Here is a 21689-nt window from a genome sequence, read left to right on the forward strand (position 1 = left end):
GAAAGACCAGTCAAAGCGGCTTGGTCTATTTCGTTTGTGAATGTTTGATCATTTATGAAAAAGGGGAACGTCTAAAAAATATCTTTTTTCAAAACATGATATAATAAAGTGGCTAAAATCGTAGGTAAATCAATTGAAATGGAAGTAAAACCTGTTCTCTTCATGTAGAGGATGCTTAGGAGGAAAAGTGTATGAGTTTGCAGAAAAAAATCAGCCAAGAGTTGCATGTGCAGCCCTCAATTGACCCAAAGCAGGAGATCGAAAAACGGGTTGGATTTCTAAAGGCTTACTTGAAAAAGACCGGTGCAAAAGGATTCGTTCTCGGTATTAGCGGCGGACAGGATTCAACGCTTGCCGGCCGTCTCGCTCAGCTCGCTGTAAGTGAGCTTCGTCAAGAAGGAAAAGAGGATGCTGTCTTTATTGCAGTCCGTCTTCCGCATGGCACGCAGCAAGATGAAGACGATGCGCAGCTGGCTCTATCATTTATTCAGCCGGATAAGTCTTGGAAATATGATATCGCGCCTGCCGTGACGGCATTCAGTGAACAATATCAAAAGGAAACAGGCGGTGCGCTGTCTGATTTTAATAAAGGGAACGTCAAAGCACGCATGAGAATGATCGCACAGTATGCCGTCGGTGGACAGGAAGGCTTACTTGTCATTGGAACGGATCATGCAGCCGAAGCTGTGACGGGCTTTTTCACGAAGTATGGGGATGGCGGTGCAGATGTCCTTCCGCTCACAGGTTTAACGAAACGCCAAGGACGGTTGTTGCTTGAGACTCTTCAGGCGCCGGAGCGATTATACTTAAAGAAACCGACAGCCGATCTGCTGGATGACAAGCCTCAGCAAACGGATGAAACAGAACTTGGTATTACGTACAATGAAATTGATGATTACTTAGAAGGAAAACCAGTTTCAGATCAAGCAGCAGAAGCGATTGAAAAACGCTATGTTCAATCAGAACATAAACGTCAAGTACCAGCTTCTATGTTTGATGACTGGTGGAAATAAAATATGTGACCTCTCCAGAAGATGGAGGGGTCTTTTTATGTCAAATTTCAGCTGAATTTGACAGAATGAATCGAAAATGGTTCATTAATTAGTAGAACGATATACATAAGTCTGTTTGACTAAATAAAGGATGAATTGAAGAATAAGTGGTGAAATAATTAGTTCGATTCACTTAATTTCTCATCAAAAGACAGTATTTTCAGAAAAAATGATTGACGATAAAAAAGAATGCGCTTACAATGAAAACACATTCCAAAAAGTGAAATTGAATTTCACTAGATGGAATAAAAGGAGTCGTTCATCTCCAAATAAGAGGCTAAAGGAATGATTCACACGATGAAAAATCGAAGTGCACTGGAAATATACAAAGAAGGAGGCGCTTGGTGGGAGACTGAGATTAGTCATATTCAAAAGAATTCAATTGAACTTCGGGGTTATCCAATTGAAGAGCTTATTGGTGAATTGTCGTATCCGCAGATGCTGTATCTACTGCTTGTTGGTGAATTACTAGATGATTCGAAGGCAGCTCTTTTTGAAAGTGTTCTCGTCGCAGGTGCGGATCATGGGCCAAGGGCACCGTCTATTGCAGCGGCAAGAATGGCGGTTACGTGCGGCATTTCGTTTAATTCCTCTGTTGCAACAGGGGTGAATTTATTAGGTGATATTCATGGTGGAGCCGGTGAAAAGGCGATGCGTATGTTATACGAAGCCAAAGCAGCCTATGATGAACACAAGGATATCAAGTCTGCTGCAAAGCAAGTATGTCAGACATGGTTAGCCCGCAAGGAAAAAATTCCGGGAATCGGTCATCAGCTGCATGATGATGATCCGAGAGTGAGACGGCTGTATGAGCTGAGTCAAACATATGTGCAGCAAGGTGATATCAGCGGAACATACTTACGGTTAGCTGAGGCGATTAGGCATGAACTTGAACAATTAAAAGGGAAAAAAATCACGATGAACATAGATGGTGTATCTGCTGCGATCCAATGTGAATTAAGCATTCCAGCTGAAGCGGCAAAAGGCATCTTTTCCTTATCGAGAGGAATGGGCATCGTGGCGCATGCATATGAAGAGCTGACAAAAGGTGCCCTAGTGAAAGGTCCTTGTCCGAATGAAGAAAGACTTGTTCGTTATGCGGGAGTCGGGACGCGTCACTTGAAGGAGGGTGAGAGAATTTGAGTGAATTGAAAGCGTTGTCATATATAAACGGCGAATGGCTGGATGCAAACCATGTCAAAGAAGACATTATCAATCCATACTCTGGGGAAATGATCGGTACATCCTATCTTGCCTCCTCAGAAGATATAGAACAGGCGCTTTCTATTGCGCAGCAAGCTAAAAAACAAATAGCGGCAATATCAGCATTAGAACGCTCAACGCTTCTAACAAAGGCAGCCGTCTTATTGGAAGAACAAAAAGAGCATTTTGCAAAACTCATTTCTTTAGAATTAGGCAAACCGCTTAAAAATACAAGAGATGAAGTCTCACGATCAATTGAAACGCTGGCGCAGTCAGCCGAAGAAGCCAATCGACTAATCGGTGAGACTATTCCTGGCAATGTATCTTCCCGTGGACAGAGAGCAATGGCGATGACATTTAAAGTGCCGGTTGGGGTTGTGCTGGCGATTACGCCTTTTAATGCGCCTCTCAACTTAATTTGTCACAAAATCGGTCCAGCTTTTGCGGCAGGGAATGCCATTATTTTAAAACCAGCACCGCAAACATCAGCTGTTGCCACAGCGTTTGTTAAGCTCCTGCTTGAAGCAGGGTTTCCTGAAAAGAGCCTGCAGCTTGTGATTGGAGGAGTAGACGCCGGCAGACAGTTAGTCACTGATGAAAGAACCAATCTTGTTTCTTTTACTGGCGGTGCGGTGGGCGGAGAACATATTTCAAACTCGGCTGGATTAAAAAAGGTACTGCTGGAACTCGGAGGAAATGGAGCGACGATTGTTCATCATGATGCAGATATCGAGCAAGCCGCATCTCTTTGCGCCAAAACGGGCTTTAGCAACTCTGGTCAAAGCTGTATTTCTGTTCAAAGAATTTATGTTCACAAGCAAATTTTGTCGACATTTACTGAGACACTTAAACAAAAAGTAGAACAGCTCGTCGTTGGAGATCCGCTGTCTAGTGAAAGTGATATCGGCTGTATGGTTGATGTACAAGCAGCAAAACGTGTGGAGGCATGGATACAAGAGGCAGAGAAAATGGGTGCCGAGCTTCTATCTGGAGGACAACGAAATGGCGCAAGCATCACACCGGCTATTTTGCTAAACCCTCCAAAACAAGCCAAGGTTGTCTGTGAAGAAGTGTTCGGTCCAGTTGTCAGTGTCCTTCCATACGAGGAGCTGGATGAGGCAATCAAAGAAGCAAACGATAGTCGATATGGTTTGCAGGCAGGCGTCTTTACGAATCAACTGGATATTGCGTTACACGCAGCAAAAGAGCTTGAAACTGGCGGCGTTGTCATCAATGGGACATCGAATTTTAGACTGGATCATTGGCCATATGGCGGAATTAAACGAAGCGGTATTGGAAGGGAAGGCCCGCGTTTCGCCATCGAGGAGATGACCGAAATCAAAATGGTTGTGCTGCCAAATGGGCTATAAAGGGGGCAGATGGATGTGAATATCTTTCAGCAAAAGGTAAAGAGTGCGCAGACAGGCGGTCAGCCGATGATTTGTACGCCGCTCATTGGACAAACAAAGGAAGAATTGTTTCTTGAAGTTGAGGTGTTAGCTGAGAAGAAGCCTGATGTGATAGAGTGGCGAGCGGATTTTTTCAATCACCTCAATGACAAGGAACAAGTCATCACCACCCTGAAAGGGATGATTGAAAAGGCAGATAACATCCCATTTTTATTCACCATTCGTTCTGAAAAAGAGGGCGGCGAACGCATCTCACTCTCAGAGGATGAAAAGGTTTCCCTGCTTGTCGAGCTTTGTGTCACTCAGCTTGTGGCTGCCGTTGATTTTGAATTAATGCATGATGTCTCGCATATCCAGCAAGTCAGTCAGGCGGCTAAGAGAAACGGGGTCATCTTGATTGTGTCGTACCACGATTTCCAGCGTACCCCGGAGGCGGATCGGCTTGTGGAGCTATTCACCAATGCAGAATCGGTCGGTGCCGACATTGCAAAGATCGCCGTCATGCCGCATTCCTATGAGGATGCACTGACACTGCTCTCTGCGACAGGCAAGGCGAAAAAGCATCTGTCCATCCCTGTTATTTCGATGGCGATGGGGGAATATGGTGCCTTCACAAGAATGGTAGGTGGACTCTTTGGGTCTGTCATGACCTTTGCTGTAGGGAAAGAAAGCTCGGCACCTGGACAAGTTGCGATACAGGATTTGAATGCCGTTCTATCGATTGTGTTTTCAAAGAATCAGTGAGTAGCAGATTCATAGCTGCACCGTGAGAGGAGAGAAACATGAAGAAGAATATATCTACACAGGTCATTCAGTATTTAGAAAATCGAGGAGTTGAGCATATCTTCGGTCTGTGCGGTCATACGAATATTGCTTTTTTATCAGCGCTAGAAAAAAGCCGTATTCAATTTGTGAATGTTAGACATGAACAGATAGCGGCACATGCAGCAGACGGTTATGCACGAGCGAAAAAACAGACGGCTGTTGTGCTCAGTCACTTAGGTCCTGGACTCACCAATGCGGCAACAGGCGTAGCGAATGCCGCACTCGATTCCATTCCAATGGTTGTCATTGCAGGAGATGTTCCAAGTCATTACTACGGAAAGCACCCACACCAAGAAATCAATCTTCATTCCGATGCTTCTCAATACGAAATTTATCGCCCATTTGTAAAAAGAGCATGGCGAGTCGACATTCCAGAATTATTTCCAGAAATTTTATCAAAAGCGTTTCAGTTAGCTGAAAGCGGCCGCCCTGGGCCAGTCCTGATTTCAGTTCCGATGGATGTGTTCTCAAAAGACTTAGATGTGTCGTTATTTGAACAAATCGCTCATCATACACACACCGTTGAAAAACCATCTATTGATGATCAAACAGCGAATCGGATATTAGATCGATTGCTGCAGGCAGACAAACCGCTCTTATATGTAGGGGGAGGCATTTTACTAGCCGATGCAGCAGAAGAGTTAAAGGCATTTTCTGACCATTTGAGCATCCCTGTTGCCCATTCTCTGATGGGGAAAGGGGCGATGCCGGATGATCATCCAATGACCCTTGGCATGACAGGATTTTGGGGAACGAAATTTATCAATGATCAGTGTAAAGAAGCGGATTATATATTGGCATTAGGCACCCGTTTTGCTGAAGCAGATGCGAGTTCGTGGGAATCGGAGTATACGTTCAATTTCCAATCAACCAAGCTCATTCATATTGACATTGATCCGAATGAAATTGGCCGGAACTATCCTGTTGAAATTGGAGCGGTAGCAGATCTCAAGCAGGCGTTGACTGTACTCAATCGTGTGGCGAAAGAAAGGCTGCCAGAAGGTCTGGATCGCCCTCAATTGAAAAAGGACATTGCGGCATATCGTGAGGAATTTCAGAAGAGCAATTTGACGAATATTCAAGACGAGTCTTTCCCAATGAAACCACAACGTATTTTGCAGGAAGTGCGCGAAGTATTGCCGCCAGATGCCTTCATTACAACCGATGTTGGCTGGAATAAAAATGGGGTCGGACAGCAATTTCCTGTATACACGCCAGGCACTATTTTAACCCCAGGTGGTTTTGCGACGATGGGATTTGGCGCTCCTGCTGCACTTGGAGCAAAGATTGCCCAACCTGACCGTGTCGTTGTATCACTTGTTGGGGACGGCGGTTTCGGTCAAAATCCATCTGTTCTCGCAACAGCCATGGAAGAAAACATTCCTGTCGTGTGGATTGTGATGAACAATAGTGCGTTTGGGACGATCGCCGGCTTGCAAATGGCACACTATGAAACGACTTACGGCACTGTTTTTAGAAAAGATGGAGAAAGCTATTCGCCTGATTTTGCAGCCATTGCAAGAGGTTATGGGATGAAGGGGATCAAAATTACGGCTGCTTCTGAATTCAAAGAAGCTTTGGCTGAAGCAATCGCTTCTCAGGAGCCATGTGTCATTGATGTAGCGATGAAAAATGATCCTGTGCCTACTGATGGACATTGGAACATTAATGATATTTATTCACCAAATACAAAACGTTCACATGTCAGTGTGAACTAAACATGACTAGGGAGGAATAAACAATGAAAATTAAAGTATTAAATCCATTTCAAGACGGTCATCCATTATGGTTAGGTTTAGATCATCCAGAAGAGAAAATGATTCGGAAAGTGTTTCAAACGATCACACCAGATACCGTAGGGTCAGAGCATATGATGGCAGGTCTCACTATTTTTGAGCCGGGCGAAGCAAGCTCGGTACACAATCACCCGGGTTCAGAGGAATTTGATTATGTGATTAAAGGGTCTGGCGAAGTCATTTGCGATGGAGAAAGACAATCATTTAAACAAAATGACTTTATGTTTATTCCAGATGGTGTCTCACATCAGCATGTGAACACAGGGGACGAACCTTTATGGCTGATTTGGCTCTATACACCGCAAGGGCAGCTTCCGAAGGACTAAAAAACCTTGCACGAGAGAAAGAAGAAAAGGGGCTAAAATAGAAAGCATTTTAGCCCTTTATCAATTGAACGAAAGGGAGTCAAGCAATGAATAAGAATACACCGCTTGAAGGAATCAAAATATTAGATGTTTCTACAATGATTGCTGCACCATACGGCGCGGTGCTTCTAGGGGATTTCGGTGCAGAGGTCATTAAAGTCGAGATTCCTGGAAAAGGGGATACACTGCGGCATGTTGGCCCTTTTGCAGATGGTGAACCTTTGAGATGGTCAGGGCTCTCAAGGAATAAGAAATCTCTTACACTCGATTTGCACAAAGAAGAAGCAAAAGACATTTTTAAAAAGCTGGCAGCGCAGGTTGATGTGATCATTGAAAATTTTCGTCCAGGAACACTTGAAAAATGGGACGTTGGGTACGATGTATTAAAAGAAATCAACCCTCGTTTAATTATGATTCGTGTTTCGGGTTATGGGCAAACCGGTCCGTTTAAGGACAAGGCGGGATTTGGTACACCTGCGACGGCGTTTAGCGGCTTTACATATATTCAAGGGTTTCCAGATCGGCATCCAGTCAGCCCTTCCTTTTCCCTTACGGATTATATCGCAGGAATCTATGTGGCGTTTGCCACTGTGACAGCGATGTATTACCGTGACACACATCCAGAAGGAACAGGGCAAATGGTGGATTTGGCTCTCTATGAATCTGTGTTCCGCATGTTAGAATTTTTGGTTGCTGAATATGACAAGCTAGGGAAGGTGCGTGAGCGTTCACCAGGGTTAAGCGGTCATTCAAGCCCTGCCGGCACCTATGAGACAAAGGATGGGCATTATTTGGTTCTTGTGACAAGTACAGATTCGACCTTTAATCGATTGGCAGAGGCGATGAATCGCTTAGATTTACTTGAGAACGAGAAATTCTCTGTGAATGCAGCCAGGCTGAAGCATAACGATGAAATGGATGCGATCGTCTCGCAGTGGATTGCGTCCAAAACAAGAGATGACGTCTTAGACATTCTAGATACACATGGTGTGCCTGTGAGTCCGATTCTAAGCATTCGGGATATCTTTGAGCATCCGCAATTTAAAGCACGAGAAAATATTGTCGAGGTGCATCATCCGCGTCTTGGAAAAGTGAAGGTGCCTGGGATCATTCCGAAGTTTGAAAAAACCCCCGGCCGTATTCGCCATATTGCGCCTGATTTAGGTGAACATAATTATGAAATTTTAACGAAAATGCTTGGCTTCACAGAAGAAGAGTGTAAACAGTTAGAAGAAAAAGGGGTCATTTAAGACACTCAACCGATCCGCACGCTGCGGAAACAAAGGAGGATGGTTATGAAAGTGCATTCAGAACTGAAGGGGAACGACTTGCGGCCTGCTTATGCGAAACCAACAAAAGCTCGTTTCGGCATCTTGATTCTGTTGTTTTTTATTACCGCTATTAACTATATTGATCGAGCCAGTGTATCCATTGTTGCACCTGCGATTCAGTCTTCATTGCAATTGAACCCTGCCTTATTAGGCCTCATCTTTTCAGCATTTAGCTGGACCTATACAGCCATGCAGATCCCTGGCGGCTTTATTCTTGATAAGTTTGGATCAAAGGTAACGTATGGAATATCACTCATTACTTGGTCTATTTTCACTGGTTTACAGGCGTTTGCGAACAGCTTTGCCTTCTTATTTGGCTGCCGTTTGTTTATCGGAATTACAGAATCTCCCGCATTTCCTGCGAATAACCGCATTGTGACCACATGGTTTCCAAGGCGGGAACGCGCATTTGCAACAGGGGTTTATACCGCTGGAGAGTATGTGGGGCTTGCATTTGCGACACCTCTTCTTTTTTGGATCATGACAACTTTCGATTGGAGAACCGTCTTTATCACTGCTGGTGCGCTCGGTATTATATTTGCTTTCTTTTGGTACAAGTTTTATCACGAACCGAAAGAGCATCCGAAGATCAATGAAGATGAGTTAGAATTGATCCGTCAAGGCGAAGGGCTGACAGTGGCATCACAGGAGAAATTGAAATGGGCAGACTTTGCCGCACTTTTAAAATATCGTAAATTGATTGGACTCTATATTGGTCAATTTTCTGTTGCGTCTACCCTCTTTTTCTTTTTAACATGGTTTCCGACCTATTTAGCAGAGGCGAAAAATATGGCCTTTCTCAAAGTGGGTTTTGCGGCATCTCTGCCATACATTGCTGCATTCTTTGGGGTACTGTTTGGAGGATATGTGTCTGACTGGCTGCTTAAAAAGGGTGTATCGGTCAATATAGCGAGAAAGCTACCGGTTGTGGTCGGCTTGCTTCTGACAAGTACCATTGTTTTAGCGAATTTTACAACGAATATTCCGCTTGTGCTGACCATTTTATCCATCGCTTCCTTTGCACAAGGACTGTCTAATATCTCCTGGACCATGCTGTCTGAGGTGGCACCAAGAGAAATGGTCGGGCTGGCTGGCGGCGTATTCAACTTTTTTGCTAACTTATCCGGCATCATCACCCCGCTGATTATCGGATTCATTGTATCGGCGACAGGCTCTTACAACGGCGGTATTTTATTCGTCAGCCTAGTGGCATTAGGCGGAGCGTTGTCGTATATCTTTATTGTAGGTAAGATTGAACGGATTCAATTAAAATAATAGAGAGTAAGAAAAAGAGAACTCATTGGGTTCTCTTTCAGCGTGTAGACAAACCCTCGCATTCGGTGTCAGTCCTGCGTGCCGGTGCTCACGAATGTCAAATTCGCTCCGCGCCGGTACTCGTCCTTCCTAGGCTGCAAAGGTTTTCTATCACGCTGAAAAGAAGACAAAGGGCTAAAATCAAGTTCATTTTAGCCCTTTGTCAACAATCTTAAAAGAGAACTCATTGGGTTCTCTTTTTCTATGAATAAAAGATGACGGTGATGATCGTTGCACATGCGATCCCCATGCTGATATAAAAAACAGCAAACCAGATATTCCATCGAGTGATTCGGTAAGGGTTGACCTTCATCAAATCGGCTAATAGGGAGACAGATACATTATATGGGCTAAACATGACCGTTGAGGTTCCAGCGATAATGAGCATGATTGCGATGGGAAGGGCAGGCAGTTCATGAATGACAGGTGCCATCAAGCTCACTAAGAGAGCAAGCGAAACGAGCGGGTGAAAACCGCAAAGAGCGGTGATGAGAAAATACAGCCCGATGACCCCATAAACCCAAATGGCATGATCTGATATACTGACGATAAATGCTTGAATCGGCTGCAGGCTGTTTGTGACAAGTAGCATATCGACAAAGAAGCCCGCGCTTAAAAATAGACACATATAATTGGAGAGCTGGCGGGTTCGTTCTTTCCAATGGGGAATAGAGACAGCTACATATTGTTTTCGTTTTTTGATGATAGACGAGAATAATAGAGCGAAAGGAATAATCGTCAGCACAACAGCGAACAGATAACCTTTCCCAATCCAGGCGTCAACAAGCGAAACGACTGTCATAAAACTGAGCAGCATGAAAGCAAGCTGAATGGTTTTTCTCTTGATGCGATGAGGGTTGGAGTGAGCTTCCGCCGGCTGGATGATATGCGGCAATCGTTTGCTTTGACGAGAAAACAGCAACCAATCCGTCAACAGCACAAGCACCATTAAACAAAACGTAACGGGTGCAATCTGATAATATTTCAATTTGGTTGCATCAATGGTGACACTCACCAGTACTTCGACAGGACTCCAGCTAAGACATAGCGCATATGACCTTAAAAGATTGCGCGTATAAAGGTGCTGTTTGACTTGTTCCTGAAGGGCGTTCAGCGACGGTTTCAAGGATGTATATAATAAGGGAATCGTTGCGATATTTAAAAACATGCCAAGAACATGAGTGACAAATGAACTCTTGCGATAAAGCTGATTTGTACTTGTTGTATGTAAGGTAAGCAGATTATTTAATTGAGTATCGAAATGTCCAACATGTATGAGAGAATGAATAAATGGCAACATGAAAAATAAAGAAAGCAAGCCTAGCATGGAATGAAAATGAAGAAAAAGCGTATGCAAAGGCTGTTCTGACCAGAAAAATAACACCAATCCAATCAAGAGAAACATAGCACCCGTTTTCAAATAAAGTCCATTGGCCTTCTTAAAAGAAATGGTGAGCGAAGTAGCCGCCAGCAGACCAACCAAATAGGAGAGAATGGGAGCAGGGAATAGTTGATGAACGATGTATAAGCTAATAAGAAGTGTGAAAATGAGCAGGTAGATCATGATATCTCCTCCATCAAAACATCTATCGGTTTTATTCCGTACAGTGGAATTTGTTTTCTTTTAATGGAACATTTAAAATGGATTATAGCAAAATTGGTTAATCATGTCGATAAGAAATCAAAGGGGAAAAGGAGAAAGTGAACATGGCTGATAAAAAGTCAAAAGAAGAATCAGGATTGCGTACCGTTCAGCGGGCTTTGGATATTCTTTCTTGCTTTAGCGAAGAACGTCAAGAGTTGACGCTAACGGACATTTCAAAAGAGATGAACTTAGCAATGTCTACCACAACGAGACTGCTCAAGGCACTTGAAATGAATCATTTTGTGGAAAAGAACCAAGAGACGATGAAGTACCGGCTCGGTCAAAGACTTTATCTTCTCGGTTATATTGCTGGGAAGTCCATCAAATTGAGGGAACTGGCAAAACCGCTCATGTACACACTTCGTGATGAAACAAAGGAAACCGTCAACCTGTATGTGCTCGATCACAAAAGCAGGGTATGTATTGAACAAGCCGAAGGGCTGCAATCGATTCGGCATCTTGTGAAAATCGGTGAGAAGCTGCCGTTATACGCTGGTGCTGGTGGAAAGGTGCTACTTGCTTTCCAAAGCGAAGAGTTTCAACAGCAAGTTTTCGCATCTGAGGCTGATCACATGACGATGGAGGAATGGCAAAAAGAATGTCGTCATATTCTTGAAACGCATACCGCTTGCAGTATTGATGAACGGGAAGTCGGATCGGCGGCAGTGGCGGCACCGATCTTTAACATTCACGGGGAAGTGCAGGCATGTTTATCCATATCTGGACCGACCCAACGATTTACTGAAGATGTCATCCCTCAGCTGCAGCAAAAAGTGAAAGAGCATGCCGAGAAGCTCTCCGAACAGCTCGGTTACGTCGTCAAACACAATTTTTAAGAATGCCTATCTTTTCTCAGTCCATTTATCATATAATAGAAACATTATGTAGCATTCCTTGTCGTAAGGAGGACGTGTCACGAACATGAAAAACAATAGAGAGATTCCTGTGAGACAGCGAAATATTGTCCTCATTGGCTTTATGGGCGTTGGGAAAACAACCATTGGGCAGCTGGTTGCCAAAAAGTTATATAGAGATTTTATTGATGTTGATCAGGAGATTGAGAAAAAGTACAACATGACGATTCCAGAAATGTTTCAGCAAAAAGGAGAAGATTTCTTCAGACAGGCTGAAAAGGACTATATCGTCGATTTATGTGAACATACTCAGCTAAAGATCGTGTCTCTTGGAGGCGGTGCGTTTAAACAGGAAGAAATCAAACGATCTTGCTTAAAGCATTGTACGGTTCTTTTCCTTGACCTATCTTGGGAGAATTGGAAACAGCGGCTGGATATTTTAATTGAAAACCGTCCTGTTCTTCATAACCGCACGCTTGACGAGATGAAAGAGTTGTTTGAAGAGCGCCGGGAAATTTATTCCCTTCATAACTCAAGAGTGGAAACAGATCATCTAGAAGCTGAAGAAGTCGCCAATTATATTGTCGACACACTCAAGCTTGGCTGGGATTTATATTCTAAATAAAAAGTCTACCGCTTTTTAGGGTAGACTTTTTTCTATAGGATCAGTGTTTGATCCCTTGAAGCAGTGCAGCTTTTAGGCAAAAGGATGTTGGCTGACGATGTTCGTCGAATTGCAGTTGAAAGAGCTGTTTCGTTTCATCGTCTGCAGCATGAAGATGGGCAACGATCTCCTTTTGAACATTCTCTGGTGTACGTCCTCGTATGATCCAGTCCTGATAATCAATATGCAGATCCCAGTAACGGATATCTTCTTTCGTCAGATGGTTGTCAGCGAAAAGCTCTTTCCATTCTGATAACGAGCTTTCTCGCACATGGGAGGGATCTCTCAGTCTATTTAAATGATTAATAAAGTCATCCTGTGCTTGGTTTTCAGGTGCATAATGATCGACAAGTAGAAATTTGCCGCCTTTCTTTAAGGCTCGGCTGATTTCAGACATGGCTGCCGGGAGATGTGGGAAGTGATGAGCAGCAAATCGGCATGTGACGAGATCAAATGATGCATCAGAAAAGGGCAATGCGTCTGCGGATGCCTGCTCAAACGTAATGTGGTTCAGCTGTCGCTCTTCCGCAAGTGCTGTAGCAACCTCGATCATTTTGGGTGTGACATCAATCCCGATTCCTTTAGAGATGACGTCTGAAAAGGAAAACACGGTATGACCTGCCGCGCAGCCGATATCAAGTAGATGCTCATCGCCCTTTGCCTTCGCCGCCGTTTTCATCCATTCAAGTTCTTTTCCAGCTGAAAAGATGGGTGAATCTCGGTAGTTCTCTGCATTTTGTGAGAATTGTTTCTCGGCTTTTGAATATGGATTCATTCCTTTACCCCCTTTTTGTTGTTTCTTTATCGTAGGGTTCTTCCCGTGATTTGTCTAAGACATAAAAGATATGATATGAATAGTTAAAACCTATGAGGTGAGAGAAGTGGATATACGAATGATGGAATATGTCATGGAAGTGTACCGGCAGCAAAGCTTTACAAAAGCAGCGGAAAAACTTCACATTACACAGCCCTCGTTAAGTCAGCAAATTAAAAAACTTGAGGAGGAATTAGATACTCCTCTGTTTATTCGGAAGTATGGACAAGTCACTCCTACACCTCAAGGAAACCGATTGATCAAAAGAGCAGAAACCATTTTGAAGGAACGAGATGATTTATTGCGTGAGATGGGGGAAGCTGCTTATGAGGTGGGGAAAGAACTGTTGATCGGTGCGCCAGCTGTCACAGGGGGATATGTCCTGCCAAGTTTATTAAAAACCTATTGTCAAACGTATCCGCACGTTCACGTTCATTTGATAGAAGAATCGCCTCGTGAGCTAGAAAGACGTTTACTCGCTGGGAAACTGGATCTGGCGATTCTTTCTCTGCCTGTCGAGCATGAATCATTGAAAACAAAACAAATGCTGACAGAGCCGCTTCTCCTCGCCATTCCGCAAACGGCTCAACCGTGGTTGACGGATGAACTCAATGAAATCATCAATCAAGCGGATCAAGAAGGGTCTGTCCCGTTTCATCTTCTGGAAGATGCCCCATTTATTATGCTGAAAGAGGGATATGGCTTTCGGCAAGTGGTAACGGAACTGTGCCGTCATCATGGCTTTCGGCCGAGGATTGCATTTGAAACAAGTCATATTCAAACAGCTCAGGCATTGGTTGAAAATGAGCTAGGTGTGACGGTGGTGCCGAAAATGGTGGCACAAGAGGAAAGGAAAGCAGTCACTTATTTACACATTGATTCATGCCCAACCCGCACACTTGTGTTTGCATATGTGGAAGAAAGATATTTAACGAAAGCCGCTCAAGCCTTCATGGACCTTCAACAGAATCAAGGAAAAGCTTAAACAAACGTTTAATTAAACGCAAAAAGCAGGGGAGTCCCCTGCTTTTACCTTTTTTCAGCGTGATAGAAAACCTTTGCAGTTTAGGAAGGACGAGTACCGACGCGGAGCGAATTTGACATTCGTGAGCACCGGCACACAGGACTGACACCGAATGCGAGGGTTTGTCTACACGCTGAAAGCAGGGGGCCCCTGCTTTCTAATATAAATCCAGCCGCTGATCTGTCATGACGGGGATTTGTTGTCTCACTTCATCTACGAGCTGAAGATCAATGTTTGCATAATAAATGTCTTCTTCATCATTTGTCTCAAGTAGAATGCGTCCGAGCGGGTCAATCACCATGGAGTGACCAGGGAATTCAGTGTCTCTGCTTGTGCCCGTCCGGTTCACCGCAATCACAAATGACTGATTCTCAATGGCTCTTGCGATGAGCAGACTGCGCCAATGGTCCACTCTTGCTGACGGCCATTGAGCGGTATTAACAAGCACCTTCGCCCCTTTGTTCACGAGCGTCCTAGAAAGCTGAGGGAAGCGGAGGTCATAGCAGATCATGGTGCCAATCTTGACATCTTCATCATAGTTAAATAAACCAAGCTGATGACCGGCGGTTAAATAGTTGTGTTCATCCATTAAGCGGAATAAATGAATTTTATCATAATCTAACAAAAGCTCACCTTGGCGGTTAAAGACATACATTGTATTGGTGATGTTTTCATCTTCTGTCCTCTTATTTAAAACACTGCCTGCGATGAGATACACTTGGTGCTGACGAGCAAAGGAAGAGAAGAGTTGTTTTGTTCGCTCGCCATCTGCATCGGCAAGCTCATCCGCTTGCTCTAACGCATAGCCGGTATTCCACATTTCAGGTAGAATAATCAAATCAGGCTGTTGGCGGATGGCCTCTTCTAAAAACGCTTCTGCTTTCTGAAAGTTTACATCAGGTTCTCCTATTTGTACGTCCATTTGAATCAGGGCGATGTTCATGTCGGTCTTCCTCCTTTATTCGTTTCATGCAATGAATGGTTCGGGTGATATTGCCTGAAACATCTAGTCTTCAAGCCAGTTTCTTTATCATAAAGCTTTCCGCTATCTTTGCCAATAGAAATGTCAGAAGGTTTTGTTAAATGACTTTCTCAATCAAGAAATGAGTGGTATGATACTCATAACTAATAAAACAAAGGGGAATAGTATGATATGCAATTGTTCGATTTATCACTAGAAGAGCTAAAAAAATATAAACCAAAGAAAACAGCACGTCCTGATTTCTCAGACTTTTGGAAGAAATCGCTCGAAGAACTGCACCAAGTGGAGGCAGAGCCAACACTTGAATCTTATGACTATCCAGTGAAAGGCGTCAAGGTGTACCGCCTGACGTATCAAAGCTTTGGACATTCTAAAATTGAAGGCTTTTATGCTGTGCCTGATCAAACTGGTCCGCATCCAGCGCTCGTTCGTTTTCATGGCTATAATGCCAGCTATGACGGCGGCATTCACGACATCGTCAACTGGGCGCTGCATGGCTATGCAACATTTGGTATGCTCGTCCGCGGTCAAGGCGGCAGTGAAGATCAGGCGGTGACACCAGGCGGTCACGCTTTGGGGTGGATGACAAAAGGCATTTTATCAAAGGAGACTTACTATTATCGCGGTGTTTATTTAGATGCGGTTCGTGCACTCGAAGTCATTCAGTCTTTCCCCGAAGTAGATGAACACCGTATCGGCGTGATCGGTGGAAGTCAGGGGGGTGCATTAGCGATTGCGGCCGCAGCCCTTTCAGACATTCCAAAAGTCGTTGTGGCAGACTATCCATACTTATCGAATTTTGAGCGTGCAGTTGATGTTGCCTTGGAGCAGCCTTATTTAGAAATCAATTCATACTTTCGCAGAAACAGTGATCCGAAAGTGGAGGAAAAGGCATTTGAGACATTAAGTTACTTTGATTTAATCAATTTAGCCGGCTGGGTGAAACAGCCAACATTGATGGCGATCGGTCTGATTGATCAAGTGACACCGCCATCCACCGTGTTTGCGGCATACAATCATTTAGAAACAGATAAAGAGCTGAAAGTGTACCGATATTATGGGCACGAGTTTATTCCTGCTTTTCAAACAGAGAAGCTGTCCTTTTTACAAAAGCATTTGCTTCTATCAACATAAGAGCATGACAAAGAGCTAAAATCACATTCATTTTAGCTCTTTGTCTTTTTCAGCTATTGGAGCTTTCAGCTTAATAACTGGTGTTCTGTCTTGTTTTTTCATCAGGTACTAATGCTGTAACGATCAGGGCAAGGGCTGTGATGATGTGAAGGATGAATCCGAGAATCGGAATCCATGCAAGGCAGGATGTGACAATTCCAATGATACTTCCGATCATTGGTCCCTGGTCTCGCTTCGATAAGACGAGTGTGATAATATGCAGAATAAGCATGACCATGAGCGGTGAATAGCCATTGCTGATAACGAATAGACCTCCGATCACAGGGATAGCAAGGCAAGCTTCAAAAATCCCAGTGATCCATTTCATAATGCGAGATATAGACATCAGATCCAACTCCTTTTTCATATATGTCTTATTCGTATTTTCCCAAAAGGTGAAGAAGTCATGCAGAATTCTATAGAAAGAGTTGATGGACACTTGAGAGAGAGAATTAAGGAAGAGCTGAAAATCATTGAAAAAACGTATGACATCAAGATTTGTCTCGCCGTTGAATCGGGCAGCAGGGCATGGGGATTTCCTTCAACTGACAGTGATTATGATGTTCGCTTTTTATACGTTCCCCGGAAAGAATGGTACTGGGCGATGGAAGAGCATCGTGATGTCATTGAACGGCCAATTGATGACATGCTTGATATCAGCGGCTGGGAGCTGCGAAAGGCGTTGCGTTTATTCAATAAATCGAATCCATCCATTATGGAATGGCTGTCTTCTGACATCATTTATGCTGAATCCTTCTCTCTAGCCAAGCGGCTGAGAGAATTAAAGGATCGAGCGTTTTACCCTGCGGCTTTGATGTATCATTACCTTAATATGGCGAAGCGGAATGAGAGCCGGCATTTACGAGGAGAGCAGGTGCGAATCAAGAAGTATTTCTATGTGCTTCGTCCGCTGCTTGCCTGTCAGTGGATTGAACGTTACCGGACGGTTCCACCAATGGACTTTCATGAATTACTCAAGGAGCTAGTGGAGGAAGGCCCGCTGTTAACAGAAATTCACGAACTGCTCAAACGTAAAATGGACGGAGAAGAAATGGATGTAGAGAACCGTCTCGCTCATGTCCATCCATTTATTGATCAAGAGCTGGCGCGTTTTGATGAATTGGTGAAAAGCTACAATCAGCCGAAAGACAATCTGATGCAAGAATTAAATGAGCTTTTGCAGTCTACCCTTTATGAGGTGTGGGCGTAGGAGGGGAGAGTCAGCCGGATAGAGGCAGACTCTTTTTTTATCTCTTATTGTGATAAAACCACAAAAAAAGTCAGAATTTTTGTCATCTTCAAATATTGTAGCGGACAGCTCATGAGCCTTACAATAAAGACATAGCTTACAAAGAGTGGGAGGTGCCCTTTATGGAGTCGGTCACAAGAAATTTCTTCTTGTTTTTGTCAAAGAGCAGTCTCTTGAACCATATTGCTCGTAATTGGGGAAGTGCTGTTGCATCAAAGAAAATCATCGGTGGGAAGGATTTTGAGAGCGCTATCCCTGTCATCAGACGATTAAATGATCAAGGTATGGCCGTAACGGTTGATCACCTTGGTGAGTTTGTCACAAAGGCAGAGATTGCAAATGAGCGGACGAATGAGTGTATTCAAACCATTCAGCGAATTGCAGAGGCGGGACTCAATTCCCACGTGTCACTTAAAATGACATCGCTTGGCTTAGATATTGACGATGACCTTGTGTATCGCAATATGAAAAGCATTTTAGATACGGCAGAGAAACACCGTATTATGGTGACAATTGATATGGAGGATGAACAGCGCTGTCAAAAAACGCTGGACATTTTTAAAGAAATGAAATCTCAATATGAGTATGTCAGTACGGTTCTGCAGGCGTATTTGTACAGAACAGAACAAGATCTTGATGACCTAAATGAGTTGCAGCCATTTTTAAGACTTGTAAAGGGTGCCTATAAGGAATCCGCCGAAGTGGCGTATCCAAACAAAAAAGACGTCGATCAGAATTACAAGAAGCTGATCGAAAAGCAGTTACTCTCAGGGAATTATACAGCCATTGCGACACATGACGATCAAATGATCGAATTTACGAAACATATTGTGAAAAAACACAATATACAGACAGATCAGTTCGAATTTCAAATGCTGTATGGCATGAGATCAGAAACGCAGCAAGCACTCGTGAAGGAAGGCTATCAAATGAGGGTCTACACCCCGTATGGAAGAGAGTGGTATGGCTACTACATGAGACGTCTTGCAGAACGACCGGCAAACATTGCATTTGCTTTAAAAGGGATGACGAGAAAATAATTTGAAACGGGAGCGTGACAAAGATGACAACACCTTACAAGCATGAACCATTCACGGATTTTAGCCAGGAAGAAAATCGCCAAGCGTTTGAACAAGCATTAGCCAAAGTAACAGAATCACTTGGGCAAACCTATCCGCTTGTGATTAATGGAGAAAGAATCGAAACAACAGACAAGATTGTCTCGATCAATCCAGCGAAGAAGGAAGAAGTCGTGGGTACCGTATCAAAAGCTGGGAATGAAGAGGCAGAGCAAGCGATTCAAGCTGCGGCAAAAGCGTTTGAAACATGGCGCTACACGTCTCCAGAAGAAAGAGCCGGCGTCTTATTCCGCGCTGCGGCAAGCATTCGCCGTAAAAAGCATGAGTATTCAGCTCTTCTCGTAAAAGAAGCAGGAAAGCCTTGGAATGAAGCGGATGCAGATACAGCAGAAGCCATTGACTTCCTAGAGTATTATGCCCGTCAAATGCTAGAGCTTGCGAAAGGCAAACCGGTGAACAGCCGCGAAGGGGAACGCAATCAATATGTGTACACACCAACTGGCGTGACGCTTGTCATTCCACCATGGAACTTCTTGTTTGCGATCATGGCAGGAACAACAGTAGCGCCAATCGTCACTGGGAATACAGTTGTTTTAAAACCAGCAAGTGCGACGCCTGTCATTGCTGCCCGCTTTGTAGAAGAACTGGAGCAAGCAGGTCTTCCGAAAGGTGTTGTCAACTTCGTGCCAGGTAGCGGAGCAGAAGTTGGAGATTACTTAGTAGATCATCCGAAAACAAGCCTTATTACATTCACTGGATCAAGAGAAGTGGGCACACGTATTTTTGAACGTGCGGCAAAAGTACAGCCAGGACAACAGCATTTAAAGCGTGTCATTGCTGAAATGGGCGGTAAAGATACCGTGGTTGTAGATGAGGATGCAGATGTTGAATTAGCGGCTAACGCCATTTTCACATCAGCCTTCGGATTCTCAGGTCAAAAATGTTCAGCTGGATCTCGGGCAGTCGTCCACGAGAAACTGTATGACCAAGTCGTTGAGCGAGTGAAAGAAATCACAGAAACGAAAACAACAGCGAATCCGTTATCAGCTGATGTGTACATGGGACCTGTCATTGATCAAGCTTCCTTTGACAAAATCACAGAATATATCGAGATTGGCAAGCAAGAAGGCCGTCTAGTCACTGGCGGAACAAGTGATGATTCAGAAGGGTACTTCATTCATCCAACCGTGTTTGCAGATCTAGAGCCAACATCTCGTTTAATGCAAGAAGAAATCTTTGGACCTGTCCTAGCTTTCTCAAAAGTCTCAAGCTTTGATGAGGCGCTTGAAGTAGCCAACAACACAGAATACGGGTTAACCGGTGCGGTCATTACAAATAATCGTGATCACATCAACCGTGCGAAGCAGGAGTTCCATGTCGGGAACCTTTACTTTAACCGTAACTGTACGGGAGCGATTGTGGGATACCACCCATTTGGCGGCTTTAAAATGTCAGGAACTGATTCAAAAGCAGGCGGTCCAGATTATCTTGCTCTGCACATGCAGGCCAAAACGATCAGCGAAATGTTTTAATATGGAAAAGCATGAACTCGTGCAGGCGAGTTCATGCTTTTTTTACCTGTCTACGACTTGTTTCTATACAAATCTGACTGGAAAGAAGTATGATAAATGTATCACTTATTCAGGGAGCAATCGGGATGGAAGAGATATTAGAAAAGCTTCATACATTTTTTGATGTCGATAAATTAATTGCATTTATTAGTGGTTATTTAAAGAAACCAGTCATTTTAGAAAGTACTGAATGTCAGCTGCTTGCTTATAATTCTTACAGCATCCAGCAGTTCGACCCAGTCAATCAGCAAACCATTTTCTCAAAGGAATGTCCGGGAGCTGTGGTGGATTGGTTAAAAAAAACAGGGGTCATTGAGCAGCTATATACAGATTCAAATCCTTTTTATGTGAATGGTCATGAGGAGCTCGGGTTGAATCGACGAGTGGCTGTGAGCGCCAAGCACAAACAAGAGGTTGTCGGCTTTATTTGGGTGCAGGACATTGAAGATTCTCTCTCTCAAGAGGAGCTGCAATTTTTACACGAGGCATCGTTTCAGGTTGGAAAAGTTATTTATAAAAATAAGAAACAGCTGGAGAAAAAGGAAGGCAAGATTGAAGAGTTCTTCAAAAAGGTCATGGATGATCATTTTTATACAGAAGAAGAGCTGAAATGGGAAGCTGAGAATTTAAGCATTCCACTGCCAGCTGTCTTTACTGTGATGGTTGTTCATGCCGCCGATAACAAAAGTGAGACGGCAGAAGATGTGAAGGATGTGATTAGAACCTATTTACAGCTAGAAGACAAGGTCAATCATGTCTACTCTGTGCAAGCAGACATCGTCGTGATATTAGGCAGTTTGTCAGATCGCCACTCACCAAAAGCGACCGCTGCGGATGTCGTTGCACATCTTCAATCGAAAACGCATACACACCCATCTCCTTTATATATTGGGATGGGAAGAGAATATCGAGATGTCATGAAAATGAGCACAAGTCGATTTGAAGCGATAGAAGTCGTGAAAGCAGTGAAGATTGTCGGCGGACAGGAATTGATTCCATACGATTACGAGCATTTGGGGGTCTTCCGGTTCTTAGACTCGATTTACAGTCACCAAAAAAAGAAAAACGACTTCAATCCAGATTTGTTGCGCCTAAAGGAAAAAGACCGTGACAGCCAAACATCATTTTTAAAAACCTTAGAGGTCTACTTATTGAATAATTGCAAGCTAAAACCAGCTGCAGAGCAGTTGTTTATTCATCAAAATACACTAAACTATCGAATGAAACAAATTTTTGAAATGACGTCTATCGATTTAAGTCATTTTAGCCAGCGTTGTGAGTTATTTATTGAATTGATGCTGATGAAAAAAGATCAATAGGCGTGGACTCCGCAGGTGCA

20 protein-coding genes are annotated in these 21689 nt (G+C 43.7%); 16 read left to right on the forward strand and 4 right to left on the reverse strand.

Annotated elements, in window-relative coordinates; genetic code table 11:
* Nucleotides 1-191 precede the first annotated feature (191 nt).
* The 8 genes from nadE to EBQ12_RS11620 all read left to right on the forward strand — a co-directional run bounded on the left by nadE (nt 192) and on the right by EBQ12_RS11620 (nt 9256).
* Nucleotides 192-1013 (forward strand): ammonia-dependent NAD(+) synthetase, encoded by an 822-nt coding sequence (gene nadE, locus EBQ12_RS11585; RefSeq protein ID WP_007498287.1) that lies wholly within the window; start codon nt 192-194, stop codon nt 1011-1013.
* Between the two features lie 324 nt (nt 1014-1337).
* Nucleotides 1338-2195 carry a citryl-CoA lyase gene (locus tag EBQ12_RS11590; protein ID WP_125590075.1) on the forward strand — a complete coding sequence of 286 codons (858 nt, stop codon included), beginning with the start codon at nt 1338-1340 and terminating at the stop codon, nt 2193-2195.
* Nucleotides 2192-3625, forward strand: coding sequence for an aldehyde dehydrogenase family protein (locus EBQ12_RS11595; protein WP_125590077.1), 1434 nt, complete (start codon nt 2192-2194; stop codon nt 3623-3625). The genes EBQ12_RS11590 and EBQ12_RS11595 overlap by 4 nt, the downstream gene beginning before the upstream one ends.
* A 9-nt stretch (nt 3626-3634) precedes the next feature.
* Complete coding sequence (gene aroD / locus EBQ12_RS11600; RefSeq protein ID WP_125590079.1) at nt 3635-4408, forward strand: type I 3-dehydroquinate dehydratase; 774 nt, start codon at nt 3635-3637, stop codon at nt 4406-4408.
* Between the two features lie 38 nt (nt 4409-4446).
* Complete coding sequence (locus EBQ12_RS11605) at nt 4447-6207, forward strand: thiamine pyrophosphate-binding protein (protein WP_056703027.1); 1761 nt, start codon at nt 4447-4449, stop codon at nt 6205-6207.
* Nucleotides 6208-6230: 23 nt separating this feature from the next.
* Complete coding sequence (locus EBQ12_RS11610; RefSeq protein WP_008342095.1) at nt 6231-6611, forward strand: cupin domain-containing protein; 381 nt, start codon at nt 6231-6233, stop codon at nt 6609-6611.
* A gap of 86 nt (nt 6612-6697) precedes the next feature.
* Nucleotides 6698-7900 (forward strand): CaiB/BaiF CoA transferase family protein, encoded by a 1203-nt coding sequence (locus tag EBQ12_RS11615; RefSeq protein WP_008342089.1) that lies wholly within the window; start codon nt 6698-6700, stop codon nt 7898-7900.
* Nucleotides 7901-7945: 45 nt separating this feature from the next.
* A complete protein-coding gene (locus tag EBQ12_RS11620; RefSeq protein WP_125590081.1) occupies nt 7946-9256 on the forward strand; it encodes an MFS transporter in 1311 nt (436 codons plus the stop codon).
* Between the two features lie 241 nt (nt 9257-9497).
* On the opposite strand, the gene EBQ12_RS11625 is transcribed toward EBQ12_RS11620, so the two are convergent.
* Nucleotides 9498-10859 carry a hypothetical protein gene (locus EBQ12_RS11625; protein WP_125590083.1) on the reverse strand — a complete coding sequence of 454 codons (1362 nt, stop codon included), beginning with the start codon at nt 10857-10859 and terminating at the stop codon, nt 9498-9500.
* A 143-nt stretch (nt 10860-11002) separates the two neighbouring features.
* On the opposite strand from EBQ12_RS11625, the gene EBQ12_RS11630 reads away from it, so the two are divergent.
* Both EBQ12_RS11630 and EBQ12_RS11635 read left to right on the forward strand, forming a co-directional pair.
* Complete coding sequence (locus EBQ12_RS11630) at nt 11003-11776, forward strand: IclR family transcriptional regulator (RefSeq protein WP_017366579.1); 774 nt, start codon at nt 11003-11005, stop codon at nt 11774-11776.
* Nucleotides 11777-11861: 85 nt separating this feature from the next.
* Nucleotides 11862-12419: a shikimate kinase gene (locus EBQ12_RS11635; RefSeq protein ID WP_025206715.1), complete on the forward strand. Its 558-nt coding sequence runs from the start codon at nt 11862-11864 to the stop codon at nt 12417-12419.
* Nucleotides 12420-12459: 40 nt separating this feature from the next.
* Here EBQ12_RS11635 and EBQ12_RS11640 read toward each other — a convergent pair whose 3' ends face one another.
* Nucleotides 12460-13233, reverse strand: a complete 774-nt coding sequence (locus EBQ12_RS11640; RefSeq protein ID WP_125590085.1) for a class I SAM-dependent methyltransferase — start codon at nt 13231-13233, stop codon at nt 12460-12462.
* A 118-nt stretch (nt 13234-13351) separates the two neighbouring features.
* On the opposite strand from EBQ12_RS11640, the gene EBQ12_RS11645 reads away from it, so the two are divergent.
* The gene (locus tag EBQ12_RS11645) at nt 13352-14257 is read left to right on the forward strand and encodes a LysR family transcriptional regulator (protein WP_076822627.1); all 906 of its coding nucleotides are present in this window, start codon (nt 13352-13354) and stop codon (nt 14255-14257) included.
* 196 nt (nt 14258-14453) lie between these two features.
* Here the strand turns inward: EBQ12_RS11645 and EBQ12_RS11655 are convergent, their stop codons facing one another.
* The gene (locus EBQ12_RS11655) at nt 14454-15239 is read right to left on the reverse strand and encodes a carbon-nitrogen family hydrolase (RefSeq protein WP_125590089.1); all 786 of its coding nucleotides are present in this window, start codon (nt 15237-15239) and stop codon (nt 14454-14456) included.
* A 210-nt stretch (nt 15240-15449) separates the two neighbouring features.
* Between EBQ12_RS11655 and EBQ12_RS11660 the strand changes: the two genes are divergently transcribed.
* A complete protein-coding gene (locus EBQ12_RS11660) occupies nt 15450-16412 on the forward strand; it encodes an acetylxylan esterase (protein WP_125590090.1) in 963 nt (320 codons plus the stop codon).
* A 70-nt stretch (nt 16413-16482) separates the two neighbouring features.
* Here EBQ12_RS11660 and EBQ12_RS11665 read toward each other — a convergent pair whose 3' ends face one another.
* Nucleotides 16483-16797 (reverse strand): hypothetical protein, encoded by a 315-nt coding sequence (locus EBQ12_RS11665; RefSeq protein WP_008342068.1) that lies wholly within the window; start codon nt 16795-16797, stop codon nt 16483-16485.
* 60 nt (nt 16798-16857) lie between these two features.
* Between EBQ12_RS11665 and EBQ12_RS11670 the strand changes: the two genes are divergently transcribed.
* The 4 genes from EBQ12_RS11670 (at nt 16858) to EBQ12_RS11685 (ending at nt 21669) form a co-directional block, all read left to right on the forward strand.
* Nucleotides 16858-17661 (forward strand): nucleotidyltransferase domain-containing protein, encoded by an 804-nt coding sequence (locus EBQ12_RS11670; protein WP_125590093.1) that lies wholly within the window; start codon nt 16858-16860, stop codon nt 17659-17661.
* A gap of 161 nt (nt 17662-17822) precedes the next feature.
* On the forward strand, nt 17823-18740 hold the full coding sequence (locus EBQ12_RS11675) for a proline dehydrogenase family protein (RefSeq protein WP_017358556.1): 918 nt from the start codon (nt 17823-17825) through the stop codon (nt 18738-18740).
* 23 nt (nt 18741-18763) lie between these two features.
* Complete coding sequence (pruA, locus tag EBQ12_RS11680; protein WP_125590095.1) at nt 18764-20311, forward strand: L-glutamate gamma-semialdehyde dehydrogenase; 1548 nt, start codon at nt 18764-18766, stop codon at nt 20309-20311.
* A 125-nt stretch (nt 20312-20436) separates the two neighbouring features.
* Entirely contained in the window at nt 20437-21669 is a 1233-nt protein-coding gene (locus EBQ12_RS11685; RefSeq protein WP_125590097.1) for a PucR family transcriptional regulator, read from the forward strand.
* The last annotated feature ends 20 nt before the right edge of the window (nt 21670-21689 follow it).

It is taken from the genome of Bacillus sp. 2B09 (assembly GCF_003946835.1).
GTDB classification, from domain to species: domain Bacteria; phylum Bacillota; class Bacilli; order Bacillales; family Bacillaceae; genus Bacillus; species Bacillus altitudinis.

Coding starts and splice junctions, on each gene's coding strand:
- nadE (WP_007498287.1), top strand. CDS start 192: ATGAGTTTGCAGAAAAAAATCAGCCAAGAGTTGCATGTGCAGCCCTCA.
- EBQ12_RS11590 (WP_125590075.1), top strand. CDS start 1,338: ATGATTCACACGATGAAAAATCGAAGTGCACTGGAAATATACAAAGAA.
- aroD (WP_125590079.1), top strand. CDS start 3,635: ATGGATGTGAATATCTTTCAGCAAAAGGTAAAGAGTGCGCAGACAGGC.
- EBQ12_RS11605 (WP_056703027.1), top strand. CDS start 4,447: ATGAAGAAGAATATATCTACACAGGTCATTCAGTATTTAGAAAATCGA.
- EBQ12_RS11610 (WP_008342095.1), top strand. CDS start 6,231: ATGAAAATTAAAGTATTAAATCCATTTCAAGACGGTCATCCATTATGG.
- EBQ12_RS11615 (WP_008342089.1), top strand. CDS start 6,698: ATGAATAAGAATACACCGCTTGAAGGAATCAAAATATTAGATGTTTCT.
- EBQ12_RS11620 (WP_125590081.1), top strand. CDS start 7,946: ATGAAAGTGCATTCAGAACTGAAGGGGAACGACTTGCGGCCTGCTTAT.
- EBQ12_RS11625 (WP_125590083.1), bottom strand. CDS start 10,859: ATGATCTACCTGCTCATTTTCACACTTCTTATTAGCTTATACATCGTT.
- EBQ12_RS11630 (WP_017366579.1), top strand. CDS start 11,003: ATGGCTGATAAAAAGTCAAAAGAAGAATCAGGATTGCGTACCGTTCAG.
- EBQ12_RS11635 (WP_025206715.1), top strand. CDS start 11,862: ATGAAAAACAATAGAGAGATTCCTGTGAGACAGCGAAATATTGTCCTC.
- EBQ12_RS11640 (WP_125590085.1), bottom strand. CDS start 13,233: ATGAATCCATATTCAAAAGCCGAGAAACAATTCTCACAAAATGCAGAG.
- EBQ12_RS11645 (WP_076822627.1), top strand. CDS start 13,352: ATGATGGAATATGTCATGGAAGTGTACCGGCAGCAAAGCTTTACAAAA.
- EBQ12_RS11655 (WP_125590089.1), bottom strand. CDS start 15,239: ATGAACATCGCCCTGATTCAAATGGACGTACAAATAGGAGAACCTGAT.
- EBQ12_RS11660 (WP_125590090.1), top strand. CDS start 15,450: ATGCAATTGTTCGATTTATCACTAGAAGAGCTAAAAAAATATAAACCA.
- EBQ12_RS11665 (WP_008342068.1), bottom strand. CDS start 16,797: ATGTCTATATCTCGCATTATGAAATGGATCACTGGGATTTTTGAAGCT.
- EBQ12_RS11670 (WP_125590093.1), top strand. CDS start 16,858: ATGCAGAATTCTATAGAAAGAGTTGATGGACACTTGAGAGAGAGAATT.
- EBQ12_RS11675 (WP_017358556.1), top strand. CDS start 17,823: ATGGAGTCGGTCACAAGAAATTTCTTCTTGTTTTTGTCAAAGAGCAGT.
- pruA (WP_125590095.1), top strand. CDS start 18,764: ATGACAACACCTTACAAGCATGAACCATTCACGGATTTTAGCCAGGAA.
- EBQ12_RS11685 (WP_125590097.1), top strand. CDS start 20,437: ATGGAAGAGATATTAGAAAAGCTTCATACATTTTTTGATGTCGATAAA.